Raw genomic sequence first — 19,174 nt, forward strand, 5'->3', positions numbered from 1 at the left:
ATTAGGTCAGGGGGGCGGGCGAAGGGCAAGGCCCTTTGTCAGGCGCCAAGTTCCGGTGGCCAGGGACGCTCCGCCTCGGCGGTGATCCAGCTCTGGACCCAGTCGGGCAGGGTGATCGGCGGGTGGTCAGGCGCGAGCTCAGCGAGCAATCGATCGGGGGCGACGATCCCATCCGGGTCCGTGACGGCGGATCGGAACACGGCCTGACTGGTCACGGTGCCGCGCACCATCATGATCTGCTCGATATAGACGAAGCGATTGTCCCAGCCGATGGTCCGTGTCCGCATCTCGATCCGGTCAAACATCCGCACCCGGCGGCGATAGCGCACCACGGACCCGGCAATGGTCAGCCCCCAGCGTTTCCGCCTGAGCAGCGAGATCAGGCCCACCCGCTGGGCCATGGGGATCCGCCCCATATCGAACAGGGTGAGGGTGCGGCCATTGTTCAGCTCCATCCACAGGTCGATGTCCCAGGGCCAGCAGAGATGGTGACTGATATGGGTATCGGTCGGACGCAGCGGCGGCATCCGCCGGGCGAGAAAGAGCTGATAGAACAGGCGCAGGAAGGGATACATCGGAGGACTCCTTTGCGCCGGAGGATGGCCCTCTTGACGTGCGCGTCAACCATGACCCGACGTCCATGCCTTGCGTTGGCCGCGCCCGGCGCATAGGTCTTGGAAAACCAGCGCGGAGACCCCCATGCAGTCGCTCTTTCAGATCCTGATGCTGATCCTTGATATCGTATGGTTCATCATCATCGTCCACATCATCATGAGCTGGCTCATCAACTTCCAGGTGCTCAACTTGCGCCAGCAACTCGTGGCGCAGATCTGGTACGGGCTCGAGCGGTTGCTCGACCCGATCTACAGCCGGGTGCGGGCGGTTTTGCCGAATATGGGCGGGCTGGATCTGGCGCCGCTCGTGGTGCTGATCGGGGTCTATGCCCTTCGGATCATCCTGACCAACAACATCGCGGCGTTTTACTGAGATATAGCGGTCACGCCGCCTTGCCCCACGACAGGGAGTGTGGGATGCTCTGAAAAAAGAGCAGCCATCTCCGATCATGCCCGCAGCCGACGCCCTTCTGTCGTCCGTTTTTGGATTCTCCCAGTTCCGCCCGGGTCAGGCCGAGGTGGTCGGTGCCGTCTGTGCGGGCGAGGACGTGCTGGCCATCATGCCCACGGGCGGTGGCAAATCCCTGTGTTTCCAATTGCCCGCGCTGGCGCGGCCCGGCCTCACCGTGGTGATCTCGCCGCTGATCGCGCTGATGCGGGATCAGGTGCGGGGATTGCGCGAGGCCGGGGTCTCGGCCGGGGCGCTGACCTCCGGCAACACGCCCAAGGAAACGGACGCGGTCTTTGATGCGATCGAAGAGGGCGCGCTCAAGATCCTCTACATGGCTCCGGAACGGCTGGCGCATACGGGCACGCAACGGCTGTTGTCGCGGGCCGGGGTCGGATTGATCGCCGTGGACGAGGCCCATTGCGTCAGCCAATGGGGCCATGATTTTCGGCCCGATTACCTGCGGATTGGTGAGTTGCGCCGCGCGCTCGATGTGCCGGTCGCGGCCTTCACGGCGACGGCGGATGCGGAAACCCGTGACGAGATCATCACGCGGCTCTTTCCGGGCGCGCCGCCGCGTGTCTTCTTGCGCGGCTTCGACCGGCCCAACATCCATCTGGCCTTCGCCCCCAAGGACGGTCCGCGCCGCCAGATCCTGGATTTCGCCGCGGCGCGCAAAGGCCAGTCGGGCATCGTCTATTGCGGAACGCGCGCCAAGACCGAAGGTTTGGCGCAGGCGCTTCGCGAGGCCGGGCACGCGGCCTGCCACTACCATGGCGGGATGGAGGCCGAGGATCGCCGCCATGTGGAGACCCGGTTCCAACAGGAAGACAGCCTGATCGTCGTGGCGACGGTCGCCTTCGGCATGGGCATCGACAAGCCGGATATCCGCTGGGTCGCCCATGCGGATCTGCCCAAGAGCATCGAGGCCTATTATCAGGAGATCGGGCGCGCGGGCCGCGATGGCGCCCCGGCGGAGACGCTCACCCTGTTTGGTCCTGATGACATTCGTCTGCGGCGCAGCCAGATCGATGAGGGGCTCGCACCGCCCGAGCGCAAGAATGCCGATCATGGCCGGTTGAATTCCCTTCTGGGGCTGGCCGAGGCCCTGCGCTGTCGGCGGCAAAGCCTGCTGAGCTATTTCGGCGAAGAGAGTGGGCCCTGTGGCTCCTGCGATCTCTGCGACAGCCCGCCCGATGTGTTCGACGGCACCGAGGCGGTGCGCAAGGCGCTTTCGGCGGCTCTACGGACGGGCGAGAATTTCGGGGCCGGGCATCTGATCGACATTCTCGTGGGAAATGCCACGGACAAGGTGCGTCAGCGTGGGCACGAGGATCTGCCGACCTTCGGGGTCGGGCGTGATCTGGATAAACGGACCTGGCAGGGGGTGTTTCGGCAGATGATGGGGCATGATCTGGTGCGCCCCGATGTGGAACGACACGGCGCGCTCGTGATGACCCAGGCGGCCCGTCCGATCCTGCGCGGCGAGGCGGGGATCGAGTTGCGGCGCGACACGCTCCGCAAGGCCGCGCAGCGTCCGGCGGTCCGCGCACTTGTCTCGGAAGAGGACGCGCCGATGCTGTCGGCGCTCAAGGCCAAACGCCGTGCCTTGGCCGAGGCCGCCGGAGTGCCGGCCTATGTGATTTTCAATGACCGCAGCCTGATCGAGATGGCCGAGCGGCGGCCCGACAGCCTCGACGCCTTTGCCCGGATCAGCGGTGTCGGGGCGAAGAAGCTCGAGCGGTATGGCGCGGCCTTTCTCGAGGTGATTTCCGGTGAGGCCACCGCGCCTGTTTCGCCTGCCCGGCGCAAGTTGGCAGGGCGCTCGGCGGGCGAAACCTATGACAAACTGCTCGAAGCTCAGGCGGATCTGATCCGGGGGCCGATGGGCACCGAGAAGCCGTTGACCTGTTCCGCCGCAGTGCTCTCGCGGGTGGCGGAAACCCGGCCCTCGGATACGGACGGCCTGACCCAGCTGCTCGGTGATCGCCGGGCGGAGCGGTTCGGTGAGGCCTTCCTCGAAGTGCTGCGCGACACCTGATGCTGGACGGCGCGGCGGCGCTGCCTAGATGTCCCTAAACCCGAGACGGAGTGGATCCCATGCTGACTGTCATCTCCCCTGCGAAGCGTCTCGACTGGACCGTGCCGGTGCCAGCCGAGGCGACATTGCCTGACTTTCAAGACAGCGCTGTGGAGCTGGCGGCGGTCGCGCGCAAGCTCAAGCTGGGTGAGTTGCAGAAACTCATGGGGTTGTCCGAGGATCTGGCACGGCTGAACACCGAACGCTTTGCAGCTTTCGAGGCCGATGCGGACACGGACGCGGCCCGCCCGGCCGCCCTGGCCTTTGCCGGGGACACCTATGTCGGGCTCGAGGCGGGAACTCTGTCCGAGGATGAAATGCGCTATGCGCAGGATCATCTGCGCATCCTGTCGGGCCTGTACGGGATCCTGCGCCCGCTGGACCTGATCCAGGCTTACCGGCTCGAGATGGGAAGCCGGCTGAAAACCGAGCGGGGGAAGAACCTCTATGACTGGTGGGGGGATCGGATCGCGCGGGCCTTGAACGAGGCTGCCACCGCGACCGGAAGCCGGGCGATCGTCAACTGCGCCTCGCAGGAGTATTTCGGGGCAGTCGATCTCGAGGCGCTGACCGTGCCGGTTCTGACACCCGTCTTCCTTGAGGATCGGGATGGCGCGGCGAAAACTGTCAGTTTCTTTGCCAAGAAGGCGCGCGGCGCCATGGCACGTTACGTGGTTCAGAACCGGGTGACAGAGACGGCCGGGCTACAGGATTTCGAGATCGGGGGCTATGCGTTTGATCCCGACCGGAGCACGGCACAGAGCCCGGTTTTTGTGCGACCCTATCCGGAGCCCGCGAAAAAGCCCAAATCCCGGCAGGCGGCCTGAGCGCTACCCCTCCAAATGCAGGGGCTGACAGCCTTCGGGCACCAGCTCCTCGATCCGGCCCATGATCTCGGCCTTCTTCAGCGGCTTGGTCAGGTAGTGATCCAGGCCCGCGGCCAGAATGCGATCGGCATCGCCATCCATGGCATGGGCCGTCAGGGCCGTGATCGGAACGCGCGGTGCCCCGGTTTCCCGCTCCAGCGCGCGGATCGTGCGCGTGGCCTCCATGCCATCCATTTTTGGCATTGAGATATCCATGAAGATCATGTCCGGGCGCGCATCCTTGTAGGCCGCCACGGCCTCCTCGCCGTTATTCGCGAACCGCAGCTCGATGTTCAGGGTCTTCACCATTTTACGAAAGACCAGCTGGTTGGTCTTGTTGTCTTCCGCGGCAAGGATGCTGATCTTGCGGGTGGACGTGCTTTCGGCGGCCGGAGGTTCCGGCGCGACGGGTGCGGCGGGCGGAGCAGGTTCTGCGACCGGCTCGGCTGCGGGGGCAAGCGTGACGACATTGGATTTCGGCCCCGCGGGGTCCGGCGCGGCTTGCGGTGCTGGGGCGGCGGCCGCCGCGGGGGCCGGTGCAGGTTGCACAGGTGCGGGGGTCGCCGCCGCGTCGGCCTGTTGCGCGCGACGCCGGGCGGACATGAACGGCCCGGGTTCCACCACTTTCGCCGCAGGCTCTGGCTCGGGTTCCGGATCCGGCATACGCGCGGCGACTTCGGGAGGCGCGGTCTGCGCAGCAGGCTCCGGAGCCGCGACAGGGACCTCTGCAATTGCGGTGGGCGCGGCCTGTTCTGGGGCAGGGGGCGTTTCGACGGGCGGAAGCGCCTGCCCTGCGGCCTCGGAAGGCATCGCAGCGGGCGCGGCGACCGCGGGCTTGGTCAGGGCGTTCAACGCGGCATAGAGATCGGCGCGCATCACGGGTTTGCTCAGGGTGGCCTGGAACATGTCGCGATCATCGGAATTCAACTGGCCCATCATCGCCGAGCTCAGCAGGATCACCGGCGGGCCATCGGGTCGGTCGCGCAGCTTTCGGGCAAGATCGCTGCCGGAGAGCCCGGGCAAGACGAGATCGGTCAGCACCGCGTCGATGTCCTGGTGACCGTCGAGATACTCAAGCGCGTCTTCCACCGAGTTTGCAACGGAGACCGAAACGCCGAGCGGGGCGAGCTGCCGCTCGAGGATCGAGCGGTTGATCTCGGTTTCATCCACGATCAACACGCGCCGCAGATCGGAGGTAATCGCGAGAGGCGGTTCACCGTCCTCCTCATTCAAGGGCAGGGTGATCCGGAAGGAGAAACAGGAGCCTTCTCCCAGCACTGAATCGACCCAGATCTCGCCGCCCATCAGCTCGATCAGCTGCTTTGTAATGGCGAGACCGAGACCGGTGCCTTCGAAGGCGCGATTGCGTTCGTCCTCGGCTTGATTGAACTCACCGAAGATGTGATCGATCATCTCGGGGGCGATACCGATGCCGGTGTCTTCGATGCTGATGATGATCTCTTGCGCGCCATCCTCGGGCGGCATCCCGATCACCCGCAACAGCACATGGCCCTCAAGCGTGAACTTGACCGCATTGCCCAGCAGGTTCGTCATCACCTGCCGCATCCGGCCCTGATCGCCGATGAACTTGCTCGGCAAGAAGATGTCATAGTCGAGCATCAGGTCGACATTCTTCTCCTGCGCGGTGGGCTTGGCGAGCATGACCACGTCATGCATCAGATGCTCCAGATCGATCGGACCCGGATGCAGCTGCAGCTTCTCGGCTTCCATCTTGGAGTAGTCGAGCACGTCGTTGATGATCACCAGAAGGGCTTCGCCGGACTTCCGGATCGTCTCGACATAGAGCAGTTGCTCTTCATCAAGCGGGCTGTCGCAGAGAAGTTCGGCCATGCCGACCACGCCGTTCATCGGCGTGCGCAGCTCGTGGGTCATGTTCGCGAGAAACGCGGATTTCGCGCGGTTTGCGGCCTCGGCCCGGGTTCGGGCGATCGTAAGATCCTTCTCGCGGCGGATCGTGTCGGTGATGTTCAAACAGAGGCTGACGATATCGCCATCCTCGCCGCGCCGCTCAACCAGCTTGATGGAGTACCCGTTCCAGAGCCGCACCACCGCAGGCTCGATCTGGGTGCCATTCCAACGCTCCTGCATCATCGCGCACCAGTCCGCCCGGCTTAGCCCCTCGGTGTCGATGATCCCCTCTTCGACGCAGAGTTTCAGCAGTTCGGTGTATTCCGCACCGGGTGCAACCGCCTCGATTCCGTCGAAGATCGACATGTAGGCGGGGTTCGCGAGCACCAGCCGGCGCGAAGAATCAAACACCGCGAAGCCGTCTTCGATGGTCTCGAAAGAGGTCCAGAGACGTTGTTCGGCGCGCCGCAGATCCGAGCGGACCTGGAAATTCTCGTCCTTCAGTTCCTCGGCATGGTGGCGTTGTTCAACGATCTTGTCGGAGAGTGTAAAGGCATGTTTTGAAAGCTTTTCATTGGCAGCGAAGAGCTCTTCCTGTTTCTGTGCGAGCAGCCGCTCCGCGGTCAAACGCGCGCGGCGTTCAGCAGCGAGTTTATGCTCGATCTCGGCGATTTGCATGCGCGGCGTCCTGCTTGGTCCCCTGGGCCGCGCAGCCTAATCTCCGCGCGGTCCCGGGTGACACTGGACGCAATTGGTGAATCTGAGCTTAAAGCGCCTCCAACGCCAGTGCGATACCTTGTCCGCCACCGATGCACATGGTGACCAGCGCGCGGGAGCCGCCGGTCCTTTCCAGCTCATAGAGCGCCTTGATCGCGAGGATCGCGCCGGTCGCCCCCACCGGATGGCCCAGGGCGATGGCCCCGCCATTGGGATTGACCTTGGCAGGATCGAGCCCGAGGCCCTTGTTCACTGCGAGCGCCTGGGCGGCGAAGGCTTCGTTGCTCTCGATCACATCAAAATCGCCGACCTCCAATCCGGTCCGCGCCAGCAGCGCCTCGACCGCCGGAACGGGGCCGATCCCCATCACTTCGGGGCGCACGCCGGCATGGGCGTAGCCGAGCACCCGGGCGCGGGGTTTCAGCCCGGCAGCCTCGGCCGCTGCGGCCCGCGCGAGAACCAGAGCCGCCGCGCCGTCATTGATCCCCGAGGCATTGCCCGCCGTCACAGTGCCATCCTTCTGGAACACCGTGCGCAGGCCTGCCAAAGCCTCGGCCGAGGTCGGCTTGGGGTGCTCGTCGCGGATGAAATCCACCATCTCGCGTTTGACCTTCACCGGAACCGGGGTGATCTGGCTGTCGAAATACCCGGCCTCCTGCGCGGCGGCGGCGCGGGTCTGGCTTTGCAGGGCGAAGGCGTCCTGATCGGCGCGGGAAATCCCGTGCTCGGCGGCGACATTCTCGGCGGTTACGCCCATATGGCCGGTGCCAAAGGGGCAGTTCAACGCACCCAGCATCATGTCTTGGGACCCGGTATCGCCCATCTTCTGGCCCCAACGGGTGGCCGGGAGGATATAGGGCGAGCGGCTCATGCTCTCGGCACCTCCGGCCAGTCCGAACTGGGCATCCCCCAGCATCAGCGCCTGGATCACCGAGACCAGCGCCTGAGCCCCCGAGCCGCAGAGGCGGTTCACATTCATCGCCGGGGTGGTTTCGGGCACGCCCGCCTCCATCGCCGCCACCCGCGAGAGGTACATGTCGCGCGGCTCGGTGTTGATCACATGACCATAGGCCACATGGCCGATCTGCGCGCCCTCGACACCAGAGCGCGCCAGTGCCGCCTTGGCCACGGTCGCCCCGAGCGTGATCGGTGGCACGGCAGCCAGGCTGCCTCCGAACGTACCGATGGCCGTGCGTGCGCCATCCAAAATGACGATATCCTGATCAGTGGACATGATGATCCTCCCCTCGCGCGAAACTGCGTTGCGTCATTGGTGACAAGTCCGGTCAGGCGGATCAAGCCACGCCCCTGCGTCACACGGCGGGGATCAGCCCTCGCCGGGTTTGGCGAGCCGGGTCAATTGGCGCTGCAATGGGGCGGCATCGCGCCCAAGCTGGGCCAAAACCTCGGCCTGATAGGCATTCGCCACCTCCGCCAGTTCGGTCATCATCGCGCGCCCCTTTTCGGTCAGGGTCAGATCCACGAGACGCTTGTCGGTCTCGGAGCGGAACTTCGTCAGATACCCCGCCGCCTCCAGCCGGGCCGCGGCGCGTGACACCTTGGACTTATCCATATCCACCCGTTCATGGATCTCGCGCACGCTTACGGTGCCGGATTGGCTGAGATGGGCGACCACGCGCCACTCGGCGACACTGATCCCGAAACGCTCGCGATACCGGCGAGCAAACTGGCGACTGAGCCGCCCGGCCACCACGTTGAACTGGTAGGGCAGAAAGCTGTCGAGGTTGAAATCGCTCTGTGTCAAAGGGCCTCCGTCACGGCGGCTGCGAATGGTGACCCCGGCAGGACTTGAACCTGCAACCTATCCCTTAGGAGGGGATTGCTCTATCCAGTTGAGCCACGGGGCCATACCCGTGTCATAGCGGTCAATCGGGCGAGGGGGCAAGAGCGCCGCGTGCCAGGGCCGCTAGCTTGCGCATCCGGCCATCCTCGTGCCGAGTTGCGGGTGCGCGAGGCATTGATCGTTACTGTTCCGCCGCCCTCCGGTTGGCGCGCCCATCGGGTAGGCCGGTCGCGGCCTTGCGGGAGAGTTTTGTCGTGGTCGCGCCGTTTTGCGTCCCGTCTCGCGTCGATCCCCCGGCCCGGTCGCCGTCACGCAAGCGATACATGCCGCTGCTAGATCGGGCCTCGTATATGGGGTCCGAGCCGTGAGATGACTCAGTTTCTTCCTCCGATCCGTCTGGTTGGCGCCGAAGTGCTGCGGGACGGAGACATGCAAGCGCGATCCGTGGCGATTGAGGATGGCGTGATCTCGAAAGGGCCGTTGCCCGAGGTCGATCTGCGGGGCTATCTCGTCTTGCCGGGGATCATCGATCTGGCGGCGGGACCGTTGGGCCCAGGCGTGTCGGGGCCCGTGGATTCGTTGCGCGGGCTCGACCGGGCAGCAGCACGCTGCGGTGTCACGACACTCTGGAGCGCTCGGGACTGGAGCTGGGCCGCTGGTTGTGCCGCGCCGCGCCTTGCGCAGGATGTTGCCAAGACCGTGGCCGTCCGGCGGGGGCAGACCGGCACCGATCTGCGCAGTCGTGTGATCTGCGAGGTGCATATGATGGATACGCGGGATCACCTCATCGAAACCCTGCGAGCAGCGGACGTGGATCAGGTGATCTTCACCGACCGGCTGACCCCGCTCCTGTCTCAGGCGGAGCTCTACCGGGCAGAGATCTGCCGCCAGGCGGCCCTGGCGGGTGTGACCCCCGATCAGCATCTGCAGGATCTGCGCATGCTTGCCAAAAGAGCGCGGGAGGTGCCGCGCTTCTTGTGCCAACTGGCCGAAGCGTTTGACCGGCGCGGGGTGATTTATGGCTCGGTGGGCGATCCTGATGGCGAGACGCGCGAGATGTATTCGATGATCGGGGCCAAGCTCTGCCTCAAGCCGCGGGTGCGCGCGGCAGCAGCTCTGGCGCGGGCGGTGGGGGATCCGGTCGTGCTCGCCGCACGGGATGTGACAGCCAAGCCTGCCGGGGCGAGCGGGCTCTGTGCCATGACGGCGATCCGGGACGGGCACTGCACCGCGCTGGCCTCGGATGGTGCCTTTGATGCGCTGGCGCAGGCGGCATTCCATCTGGCTGAGCGGGGCGGGCTGGGCTTGCCGGAGGCGTGGAACCTCGTTTCCCGCAACCCGGCCGAGATCATGCGCCTGCCCGATCGCGGGGTGATCGACTATGGCCGACGCGCGGATCTGGTGGTGGTGGATGCGGCAACCCGCCGGGTCGAGGCGACCATTGCAGCCGGCCGGTTGATCCATCTGACCGGAGAGGCGGCCAACCGGTTCCACGGCGCGCCCGCCGCGCTGGATCACGCGGCGGAATAGGGTTCAGGACGCGCGGGCGGTGGCGGATGGGGCGGCGGGTGTGATCACCGCGCCCGAGCGGATGAGCTGGTCGATCCGCTCGGCGGAGAAATCGAGGTCCTCGAGAACCGCGCGGCTGTGCTGCCCAAGGAGCGGCGCGGCCCCTTGCACCCCGCCGGGGGTCTCGGAAAACTTCACGGGCAGGCCGAGCGCTTGGACCGGACCGGCGACAGGATGATCCGTCTCGACGATCATCTCGCGCGCGCGTGCCTGCGGATCCGCATGCATCTCGGGAATGCTGAGCACAGGTCCTGCGGGCAGGCCCGCGGCCTCCATCCGTGTGAGCCAGTCCTCGGTGGTGCGCGTTTCGAAATGCGCCTCCAGCAGGGGTACGAGCTCGGCCAGGTTCACGCGGCGGTCGCGATTGGTGGCAAAGCGCGGGTCGTCGCGCAGCTCATCCGCCTCGATCACCTCGAGCAGCCGCAGCCAGTTCTTCTGGTTCGCCGCGCCGATATTGATCCAGCCATCGGCGGTGTGAAACGCCTGGTAGGGCGCGTTGATCGGATGGGCGGAGCCTTCGGGCTCGGGCGCATGGCCCGTGGCAAAGGCAATGGCGGATTGCCAATAGGTCTGGGTGATGGCGGCCTCGAACAGGCTGGTGTCGACCTTCTGGCCCTGCCCGGTCTGGAGCGCATGGGCATAGGCCGCGTTCACGCCCATGGCGGCCACGATCCCGCTGGTGATGTCCGAGATCGGCGCGCCGGGCTTGACCGGGGGCCGCCCCGGCCCCTCGCCGGTGATCGACATGAGGCCCGACATCCCCTGCGCGATCAGGTCGAACCCGCCGCGATGGGCATAGGGCCCGGTGCGGCCAAAGCCCGAGATCTCGCAATAGATCAGCCTTGGGTTCTCGGCGCGCAGTTTCTCGTATCCGAGCCCCAGCTTTTCCATCGTGCCCATGCGGTAGTTTTCGATCACCACATCCGCGTCGCGCAGCAGGGTGTGCAGGATCTCGACCGCCTCCGGATCCTTGAGGTTCAGGGATATCCCGCGCTTGCCCCGGTTCATCATCATATAGGCGGCGCTTTCGCCGTTGATATCCGGGGGCAGGAAGCGGCGGCTGTCATCGCCATCGGGCTTTTCGACCTTGATCACATCCGCGCCCATATCCGCCAGCATCATGCCGCAGACAGGGCCCGCCATGATATGGGCGAGCTCGATGACCTTCATGCCGACGAGGGGACCTTGGGCTGTCATGTGCCGCTCCAGTTCGGTTTGCGCTTGCCGAGGAAGGCCTCCATCCCCTCGCGGAAATCGGCGCTCATGTAGCAGAGCTCGATCAGGTCATGATCGTCGATCTGTGTTGCCGCGCGGGTCCGGCGCATGGCTTCCTTGGTGGCGCGCAGGGTCAGCGGGGCCATGGCACCGATCTGGGCTGCAAGCTCTTCGGCGCGGTCGAGCAGGGCGGCCTCATCCGCCAGCACCTCGGACACAAGGCCCACGCATAAGGCGTCATCCGCCTCTATGAGGCGGGCGGTAAAGATCAACTCGCGGACACGGCCAGCGCCCATCAGCGACGACAAGCGCGCGAGGTTTCCGGCGGCGAGGCAGTTGCCAAGGGTCCGCGCGATGGGAAAGCCGAATTTCAGCCTTTCACTGGCGATCCGCAGGTCACAGACCGCTGCGATGGAGGCTCCTCCGCCGGTGCAGGCGCCGTGAATGGCCGCAATGGTCGGCAAGGGGCAGGTCTCAATCGCGGTCAGAACGGCCTCGATCCGCGCCTCGTAGTCGAGCGCATCCTGTGCGGTCTCGAAGGCGCGGAACTGGGTCATGTCGGTGCCTGCGGCAAAGGCCTTGCCGCCATTGCCCTTGATGACAATCGCCCGCACCGACCCATCGGTCGGCACGGACTGGCAGAGCTCGGCGAGCCCCTCATACATCCCGAAGGTCAGCGCGTTGCGGGCCTCGGGACGGTTGAACGACACCCAGAGGGTGCCGTCCTTCGTTTCGGTCAGAAGTTCGCTCATCCGTAGAAATACTCCACCAGGAACAGTGGGATGGACGGGATGTAGGTACACATCAGCAGCACGGTCAGCAGCACCATGATGAACCAGATATTGACCTTGGACACTTCCCAGATATTGGCCCGCGCCACCGCGCAGGCGGTGATCAGGACCGAAGCGACCGGGGGCGTCTGCTGCCCGATGGCGAGGTTCAGGGTCACGACCAGTCCGAAGTGGATCGGGTTGATATCCGCCGCCACGATCAGCGGGATGACGATCGGCACCACGAGGATGATGGCCGCCGCCGAGTGCAGGAAGAAGCCGATGATCAGGAAGAAGAAGTTCAGGATCAGGAGGATCAGCCACTTGTTGTCGGTGACGTTCAGGATGCCCTGGGCAATGTCCTGCGGGACTTGTGCCCGGGTCAGGAACCCGCCCATCACGACCGAGGCCGCCACCAGCACCATGACCACGGCGGTCTGCATGCCCCCGTCGAGCATCGCGCTCTTGAGACGGCGCAGATCCACCTGACGGTAGTAGAGGCTGACGATGATGGCCGCGAGAACGGCGAGACCGGCGGCCTCGGTTGCGGTCACGAAGCCGCCAAAGATACCGCCGAGAATGATGATCGGCAGGGCGAAGGTCGGCAGCGCGTCGACAAATGTCTCCCACAGTCTGCGACCCGAGAACGCCTCTTCGCGGGGCAGGTCGTAGCGGCGGGCGAAGACATAGGCCACGCCCATCAGCCCCGCAGCGCCCAGAAGACCGGGCACGATGCCAGCCACAAAGAGTTGCTCCACCGAGACATTGGCCGAGGTGGCATAGAGGATCATCGGAATCGAGGGCGGAATGATGATCGCCAGCGAGGCGGAGGAGGATGTGACCGCCGCCGAAAGCGCCCCGGAATAGCCGCGCTTTTTCATCTGCGGGATCATGACAGAGCCCATCGCGGCCACATCGGCCACCGCCGAGCCGGAGATCTCGGCAAAGAAGAGCGACACGCCGATATTCACATGGGCGAGACCGCCCCGCACGAAGCCGATGATGGCCGCCACGAAGTTGATCAGCCGGTCCGTGATGCCGCCTGCATTCATGATCGCACCGGCCAGCACGAACATCGGAATGGCGATCAGCGAGAATTTGGTGGACCCGTTATACATGTCCAGCGCCACGGTCACGAGCGCGCCCGTGCCTTCGGTCACCAGAAGGCCGAGAATGGCGGACACGGCGAGCGCCACGGCGATGGGGATGTTCAGACAGATCATCGCCACCATCGCTACGAAAATACCAAGCATCAGCATCAGGCGTTCCCCGCTTTCTTCATCTCGGTTTCCACCTCTTCCTCGATCTCGGCATGCTCCAGCGAGATCCCGGCGGCGGTCTTGGCCCAGTATTCCGGCAGGCTCAGCGCCTGACAGATCAGGAAGAGAACCGCGCCGATGGGAATGACGGATTGGGTAAAGGTGATCGGCACCCAGGTGAGCGAGATCAGGTTCATGCCGGTCATCACCGTCAGAACCGTGAACCCGGCCCAGGCCAGCAGGAGGAAGAAGCCCGCGGTCACCGCCTCGGCAAAGGCCACGCCGCACATGCGCGCAGGCATCGGTATGGCGAGAAGCACACTGTCAAACCCGATATGGCGACGGCGCAGCGCGGCCAGTGCGGCCCCATAATAGGTGATCCATGCGAGCAGGATCGCAGCCACCTCGTCGTACCAGCTGAAGCTCGATCCGGCGAGCCTCCAGAGGACGGCGACGATGACGATGACGGTCAGGAACACCATCAGGAAGATGACGAACCATTCCAGAGCGGTCTCGAGGACCTTTCGGAACGTGGCGAGCATGGGCTATCCGTATCGTAGGGCAAAGCGCGCCCGGGGCACCAAAGATGGTGCCGGGCAAGCGGTTGATTTGTAAGAGAAACCGAAAGGGCGGGCCGCGCGAGGACGCGCCGCCCGCCTAAGTTCGGATCAGGAGCCGTCGGCCAGGGACTGCACCGTGTCGATCATGGCGGACGCGCCCTCGACCTCAGCCGCGAAAGCGTCGTAGATCGGGGAGGACGCGGTCACGAAGGCCACCTTGTCCGCCTCGTTCACAGCGACACCGGCGTCCTTGATCACGCCCAGCAGCTCGGTCTCGAGATTGGCTGCGATCTCATAGACCGTGTCCTGGGTCTCGGTGCCGCAGGCCTCAAGCGCCGCGCGGACGTCCTCGGGCCATTTCTTCCACTGGTTCTCGGCAACGGTCACATAGGCCGGCGTGTAGACATGGCCGGTGATGGACAGATAGCTTTGAACTTCTTGGAACTTGGCCGAGGCGATCTGGGCGTAGGGGTTCTCCTGCCCGTCGATGACCTTAGTCTGCAGGGCCGTGAACACCTCCGAGAAGGACATGGGCGTCGGGTTCGCGCCATACTCCTGGAACATCTTCACGCGCCACGCGCCATTAGGGGTGCGCAGTTTCACACCGGCCAGATCCTCGGGCGTGTTGATCGGGCGCACATTGTTGGTGATGTGACGGAAGCCATTCTCGAAATAACCGATGATCCGGTAGCCCTGGCTCAGCGCCGCCTCCTGGAAGGTGTCGCCCAGCTCGGCCTGCACACGCTTCATGTGGTCGCGGTCACGGATGATATAGGGCATCTCGAAGATGCCGAACTCCGGCGCGATCGAGGACATCACGGACGAGGGCAGGGACAGGTGCACCTGGCCGAGCTTCAGCTTCTGCAGCATTTCCCGGTCATTGCCGAGCTGGCTCGCGCCAAAGGTCTGGACCTCTGCCGCATCGCCCAGCTTGTCGTTGGCGCATTGGGCAAAAGCGTTCACGGATGCCTCGAACAGGGACCCGGGCGCGCCCACATGGCCGAAGCGCAGGGTCAGGTCCGCAGCGGATGCTGACACCGGCAGCGAGACCGCGGCCACTGCACCCAGAAGAGCTGTCTTAAGTTTCATCAGATTTTCCTCCCTAAATTGTCTGATTGTCAGTTTGTCTTATTCTGCGGCGAGCGGCACCGCGTCATGGGTCTTGAGATGTTCCATGGCCGCCTGCACCCCTCCGGTGCTGTGCGGCACACCCGCCTTGGCGAGGCCCATCTCCACGCCCGAAAGGGTCGCAACGAGCATCAGATCGTTGAAATCGCCCAAATGCCCGATGCGGAACACTTTGTCGGCGACCTTGCTCAGGCCGTTGCCGAGCGAGATATCGTAATGGGCCAAAGTCGTTGCGCGGAACGCATCTGCGGAATGCCCCTCGGGCATCAGAACCGCCGTGAGCACGCCACTCTCCTGCCCCTGCCGGGCGCAGAGAACCTCCAGCCCCCATGTCCGCACAGCCGCGCGGGTGGCCGCGCCGTGACGGCGATGACGCTCAAAGACATTCTCCAGCCCCTCCTCATGAAGCATGTCGATTGCTTCATTTAGGCCATAGAGCAGGTTTGTCCCGGGCGTGTAGGGGAAATAGCCGGTCTTGTTGGGGCCCAGCATGTCCTGCCAATCCCAATAAGATCTTGTCATCGTGGCGCTTTTCGAGACTTCAAGGGCGCGGTCCGAGGCGGCGTTGAAGCTCAGCCCCGGCGGCAGCATCAGACCCTTCTGCGATCCGGAAACGCAGACATCCACGCCCCACGCATCGAACTCGAAGGGCACAGACGCGAGACCCGAGATCGAATCGACCATCAGCAGCGCGGGGTGACCGGCCGCATCGATGGCGGCGCGCACCTCGGCAATCGGCGAGACCGACCCGGTCGAGGTTTCATTATGGACCACGCAAACCGCCTTGATCTCGTGGGCGGTGTCGGCGCGCAGCCGATCCTCGATGGCTTGCGGGTCCGCGCCACCGCGCCAATCCCCCTCGATAAACTGCGGGTTCAGCCCGATCTTCTTGGCCATCTTCTGCCACAGCGTTGCGAAATGACCCGTTTCGTACATCAGCACGGTGTCGCCCGGCGACATGGTGTTCACCAGCGCGGCTTCCCAGGCGCCGGTCCCCGAGGACGGGAAGATGAAGACGTTCTGCTGGGTCTGGAAGATGGATTTCATCCCCTCCAGCGCCTTTTGCCCAACCGCGGCGAAATCCGGGCCGCGATGGTCGATGGTCTGCATCGAAATCGCCCGCAAGATGCGGTCTGGTACCGCGCTCGGGCCTGGGATCTGCAGAAAATGGCGTCCGGCTTTACGCATTGGGTGGGTCCCCTCCACTGCTTGTTCTGGGCTGATGGCACGGACCCGGACGTCGGTCGGGTTTTTGTCGGGCGCACAGCCGGTTTTGTGTTGTGCATACACAATTATGAATTCATAATTCAGTCAACCCGGTTTTTTCCGGGATCGAAAAACAGGGAGAAGCAGATGGGGATGATGGAGAAGTCGCCCTTGGCGGCGCGTCTGCAAGGGCAGATCGAGGGAGACCTTCTGTTCGATGCCTTCTCGCGCGGACGCTACGCGACGGATGCCTCGATCTATCAGATGACCCCGCTGGGCGCGGTGGTGCCGCGTGGCCTGCAGGATATCGAAACGGCCCTCGGTGCGGCGCGCGAGCTGGGCGCCAGCGTTCTGCCGCGCGGCGGCGGGACCTCGCAATGCGGGCAGACGGTGAACACCGCGCTCGTGCTCGACAACACCAAATACTTCAACAAGATCATCGAACTGGACGTCGAGAACCGGCGCTGTGTGGTTCAGCCGGGCATCGTGCTGGACGAGTTGAACCGGGCGCTGAAGCCACATGGTCTTTGGTATCCGGTGGACGTCTCCACAGCATCACGGGCCACGATCGGCGGGATGGCGGCGAACAATTCCTGCGGTGGGCGCTCCCTGCGCTATGGCACGATGCGCGACAACGTCCTGTCGATCGAGGCGATTCTCGCAGATGGAACCCGGGCGCGGTTCGGGCCCGTGTCGCGCGGGGCTCCGCTCGGGAATGATGCGCTGTCCGCGTTGACCTCGGACATGCTCGCCCTCGGTGAGCGGGAACAGGCCGAGATCGCGGCGCGTTTCCCGAACATCATCCGGCGAGTCGGTGGCTATAACATCGATGCCCTGACCCCGGATCGCGCGCAGAACAACATGGCGCATTTGCTGGTCGGGTCCGAAGGCACGCTGGGCTACTTCACCGAAATCGAGCTCAAGCTGTCCCCCTTGCAGACGACCAAGGTCACTGGCGCGTGCCATTTCCCGAGCTTTCACGCCGCGATGGATGCTGCGCAGCATTTGGTGCCCCTGAAACCGGCCGCCGTGGAGCTTGTGGATGACACCATGATCGCTCTGGCGCGGGACATTCCAATGTTTCGTCAGACAATCAGTCAATTTGTCGAGGGCGAGCCGGCGGCATTGCTGCTGGTCGAGTTTGCCGAGGGGTCGGACGCGGCGAATGCCGCCAAGCTCGAAGAATTGTCAGACAAAATGTCGGAGCTCGGCTTCGCCTTTGATCGCAGCGGCAAGAATTGGGGCGGCTCGGTCGCCGTCACGGACGCGAAACTGCAAAACGAGATCGGCGAGGTCCGCAAATCCGGCCTGAACATCATGATGTCCATGAAATCCGAAGGCAAGCCGGTCTCCTTCGTTGAGGATTGCGCAGTCGAGTTGCCGGATCTGGCCAAATACACCGCGGGCCTGACCGAGATCTTTGAAAAGAACGGCACCAAGGGCACGTGGTACGCCCACGCCTCGGTCGGCTGCCTGCATGTGCGGCCCGTTCTGAACATGAAGCTCGATCAGGACGTCAAAACCATGCGCGCGATTGCCGAGGAATGCTTTGACCTCGTCGCCAAATACAAGGGCTCCCATTCGGGGGAGCATGGCGACGGTATCGTGCGGAGCGAATTCCATGAAAAGATGTTCGGCCCGCGCATGGTCGAAAGCTTTGGCGAGGTGAAGGACCGCTTCGATCCGACCGGATTCTTCAACCCGGGCAAGATCGTCCGCCCGCCCAAGATGGATGACCGGAGCCTCTTTCGCTATGGGCCCGATTACACGGTGAAACCCATGAAGACCGCGCTCGACTGGTCCGCATGGCCCGGCGCGGGCGGCGGATTTCAGGGCGCGGTCGAGATGTGCAACAACAACGGCGCGTGCCGCAAGCTCAAGGGCGGGGTGATGTGCCCCTCCTACCGGGTGACGCGCAACGAGCGGGACGTGGTGCGCGGACGGGCGAACTCCCTGCGACTGGCCATTTCCGGTCAGCTCGGCCCGGATGCCTTCGCGTCGGATGCCATGGCCGAGACCATGAAGCTCTGCGTCTCCTGCAAGGGGTGCAAACGGGAATGTCCCACGGGCGTGGACATGGCCAAGATGAAGATCGAGGTGCTGGCGGCCCGGGCGCAGAAACACGGGCTGAGCCTGCATGACAAGCTGGTGGGCTATATGCCCAAATACGCGCCCTTCGCGTCGAAACTTCCGTGGCTTGCCAATGCGCGCAACTGGTTGCCGGGGGTGGCGAAGCTGACCGAAGGGCTGACCGGGTTTGCCGCCGGGCGCGATCTGCCGCGCTGGTCATCGCGGCCGTTCCGCGACGATGAGTTTCAGGATGCGAACCCGGATGTCGTGCTCTGGGCGGATATCTTCAACCGCTACTTCGAGCCGGAGAACCTGCGCGCGGCAGGCCGCGTGTTGCAGGCCGCAGGGCTCAAGGTTGCCGTGGCGCGTCCGGTTGATGGCAAAGGCGTGCTCGACTGTGGGCGAACCTATCTGGCCGTCGGCCTGGTGGAGGAGGCGCGCGCGTCGGCGCATCGCACCCTCGACGCCCTGCGCCCCCATGCCGAGGCGGGCGTGCCCATCGTCGGGCTGGAGCCGTCGTCGCTTCTGACCTTGCGGGACGAGATCCCGGTGCTTGTTCCGGGCGACGCAGCAGAGGCCGTGGCGGCCAAGGCGCTAATGCTGGAAGAATACCTCGCGCAGTCCGGGATTGCCCTGCCGCTCAAGCCCTTGGGGCGTCCGATCCTGCTCCACGGGCATTGCCACCAGAAGGCCCATAACGTCATGGGGTCGGTGCAAAAGGTGCTGGCGCAGATCCCCGGGACGGAGATCGAGATGGTCGAGACCAGTTGCTGCGGCATGGCCGGGGCTTTTGGATATGGCAAAGATACGGTAGAAACCTCGCTTAAAATGGCCGAGCTGGACCTGCTCCCCGCGGTGCGGGCGGCCCCGGCAGAAGCGATTGTCGTGGCGGATGGCACCTCCTGCCGCCACCAGATCAAAGACGGAGCCGCGCGCGAGGCGATCCACGTGGCGCGGGTGTTGGAAATGGCGCTGGATGGCGCCGGGACAGGAGCCTGA

15 protein-coding genes and 1 tRNA gene are annotated in these 19,174 nt (G+C 64.5%); 5 read left to right on the top strand and 11 right to left on the bottom strand.

Annotated elements, in window-relative coordinates; translation table 11 throughout:
* Positions 1–38 precede the first annotated feature (38 nt).
* A complete protein-coding gene (locus ACP150_RS09345; protein ID WP_424966334.1) occupies positions 39–575 on the bottom strand; it encodes an acyl-CoA thioesterase in 537 nt (178 codons plus the stop codon).
* A gap of 124 nt (positions 576–699) precedes the next feature.
* Between ACP150_RS09345 and ACP150_RS09350 the strand changes: the two genes are divergently transcribed.
* From ACP150_RS09350 to yaaA, 3 genes are all read left to right on the top strand, one after another.
* On the top strand, positions 700–987 hold the full coding sequence (locus ACP150_RS09350) for a YggT family protein (protein ID WP_424966335.1): 288 nt from the start codon (positions 700–702) through the stop codon (positions 985–987).
* Between the two features lie 76 nt (positions 988–1,063).
* Positions 1,064–3,103 (top strand): DNA helicase RecQ, encoded by a 2,040-nt coding sequence (gene recQ, locus ACP150_RS09355; RefSeq protein ID WP_424966336.1) that lies wholly within the window; start codon positions 1,064–1,066, stop codon positions 3,101–3,103.
* A 59-nt stretch (positions 3,104–3,162) separates the two neighbouring features.
* Positions 3,163–3,969: a peroxide stress protein YaaA gene (yaaA, locus tag ACP150_RS09360; RefSeq protein WP_424966337.1), complete on the top strand. Its 807-nt coding sequence runs from the start codon at positions 3,163–3,165 to the stop codon at positions 3,967–3,969.
* Positions 3,970–3,972: 3 nt separating this feature from the next.
* Here yaaA and ACP150_RS09365 read toward each other — a convergent pair whose 3' ends face one another.
* The 4 genes from ACP150_RS09365 to ACP150_RS09380 form a co-directional block, all read right to left on the bottom strand.
* The gene (locus ACP150_RS09365) at positions 3,973–6,555 is read right to left on the bottom strand and encodes a response regulator (protein WP_424966338.1); all 2,583 of its coding nucleotides are present in this window, start codon (positions 6,553–6,555) and stop codon (positions 3,973–3,975) included.
* A gap of 88 nt (positions 6,556–6,643) precedes the next feature.
* Complete coding sequence (locus ACP150_RS09370; protein ID WP_424966339.1) at positions 6,644–7,828, bottom strand: acetyl-CoA C-acyltransferase family protein; 1,185 nt, start codon at positions 7,826–7,828, stop codon at positions 6,644–6,646.
* Positions 7,829–7,921: 93 nt separating this feature from the next.
* A complete protein-coding gene (locus ACP150_RS09375; protein ID WP_424966340.1) occupies positions 7,922–8,359 on the bottom strand; it encodes a MarR family winged helix-turn-helix transcriptional regulator in 438 nt (145 codons plus the stop codon).
* 26 nt (positions 8,360–8,385) lie between these two features.
* Positions 8,386–8,462 (bottom strand) — tRNA-Arg (locus ACP150_RS09380).
* 305 nt (positions 8,463–8,767) lie between these two features.
* Here ACP150_RS09380 and ACP150_RS09385 point away from each other — a divergent pair.
* Positions 8,768–9,928 (top strand): amidohydrolase family protein, encoded by a 1,161-nt coding sequence (locus tag ACP150_RS09385; RefSeq protein WP_424966341.1) that lies wholly within the window; start codon positions 8,768–8,770, stop codon positions 9,926–9,928.
* Positions 9,929–9,931: 3 nt separating this feature from the next.
* Here the strand turns inward: ACP150_RS09385 and ACP150_RS09390 are convergent, their stop codons facing one another.
* The 6 genes from ACP150_RS09390 to ACP150_RS09415 form a co-directional block, all read right to left on the bottom strand.
* On the bottom strand, positions 9,932–11,164 hold the full coding sequence (locus ACP150_RS09390; RefSeq protein WP_424966342.1) for a CaiB/BaiF CoA transferase family protein: 1,233 nt from the start codon (positions 11,162–11,164) through the stop codon (positions 9,932–9,934).
* A complete protein-coding gene (locus tag ACP150_RS09395) occupies positions 11,161–11,934 on the bottom strand; it encodes an enoyl-CoA hydratase/isomerase family protein (RefSeq protein WP_424966343.1) in 774 nt (257 codons plus the stop codon). Before ACP150_RS09395 ends, ACP150_RS09390 begins: the two co-directional genes overlap by 4 nt.
* Positions 11,931–13,211 (bottom strand): TRAP transporter large permease, encoded by a 1,281-nt coding sequence (locus ACP150_RS09400; RefSeq protein ID WP_424966344.1) that lies wholly within the window; start codon positions 13,209–13,211, stop codon positions 11,931–11,933. Before ACP150_RS09400 ends, ACP150_RS09395 begins: the two co-directional genes overlap by 4 nt.
* Positions 13,211–13,753: a TRAP transporter small permease gene (locus tag ACP150_RS09405; protein ID WP_424966345.1), complete on the bottom strand. Its 543-nt coding sequence runs from the start codon at positions 13,751–13,753 to the stop codon at positions 13,211–13,213. Before ACP150_RS09405 ends, ACP150_RS09400 begins: the two co-directional genes overlap by 1 nt.
* A gap of 126 nt (positions 13,754–13,879) precedes the next feature.
* On the bottom strand, positions 13,880–14,860 hold the full coding sequence (locus tag ACP150_RS09410) for a TRAP transporter substrate-binding protein (protein WP_424966346.1): 981 nt from the start codon (positions 14,858–14,860) through the stop codon (positions 13,880–13,882).
* A gap of 39 nt (positions 14,861–14,899) precedes the next feature.
* Positions 14,900–16,087 (bottom strand): pyridoxal-phosphate-dependent aminotransferase family protein, encoded by a 1,188-nt coding sequence (locus tag ACP150_RS09415; protein ID WP_424966347.1) that lies wholly within the window; start codon positions 16,085–16,087, stop codon positions 14,900–14,902.
* 165 nt (positions 16,088–16,252) lie between these two features.
* On the opposite strand from ACP150_RS09415, the gene ACP150_RS09420 reads away from it, so the two are divergent.
* Positions 16,253–19,174: an FAD-binding and (Fe-S)-binding domain-containing protein gene (locus tag ACP150_RS09420; protein WP_424966348.1), complete on the top strand. Its 2,922-nt coding sequence runs from the start codon at positions 16,253–16,255 to the stop codon at positions 19,172–19,174.

This window comes from Dinoroseobacter sp. S375, from assembly GCF_049800775.1.
Classification (GTDB): Bacteria; Pseudomonadota; Alphaproteobacteria; order Rhodobacterales; family Rhodobacteraceae; genus Dinoroseobacter.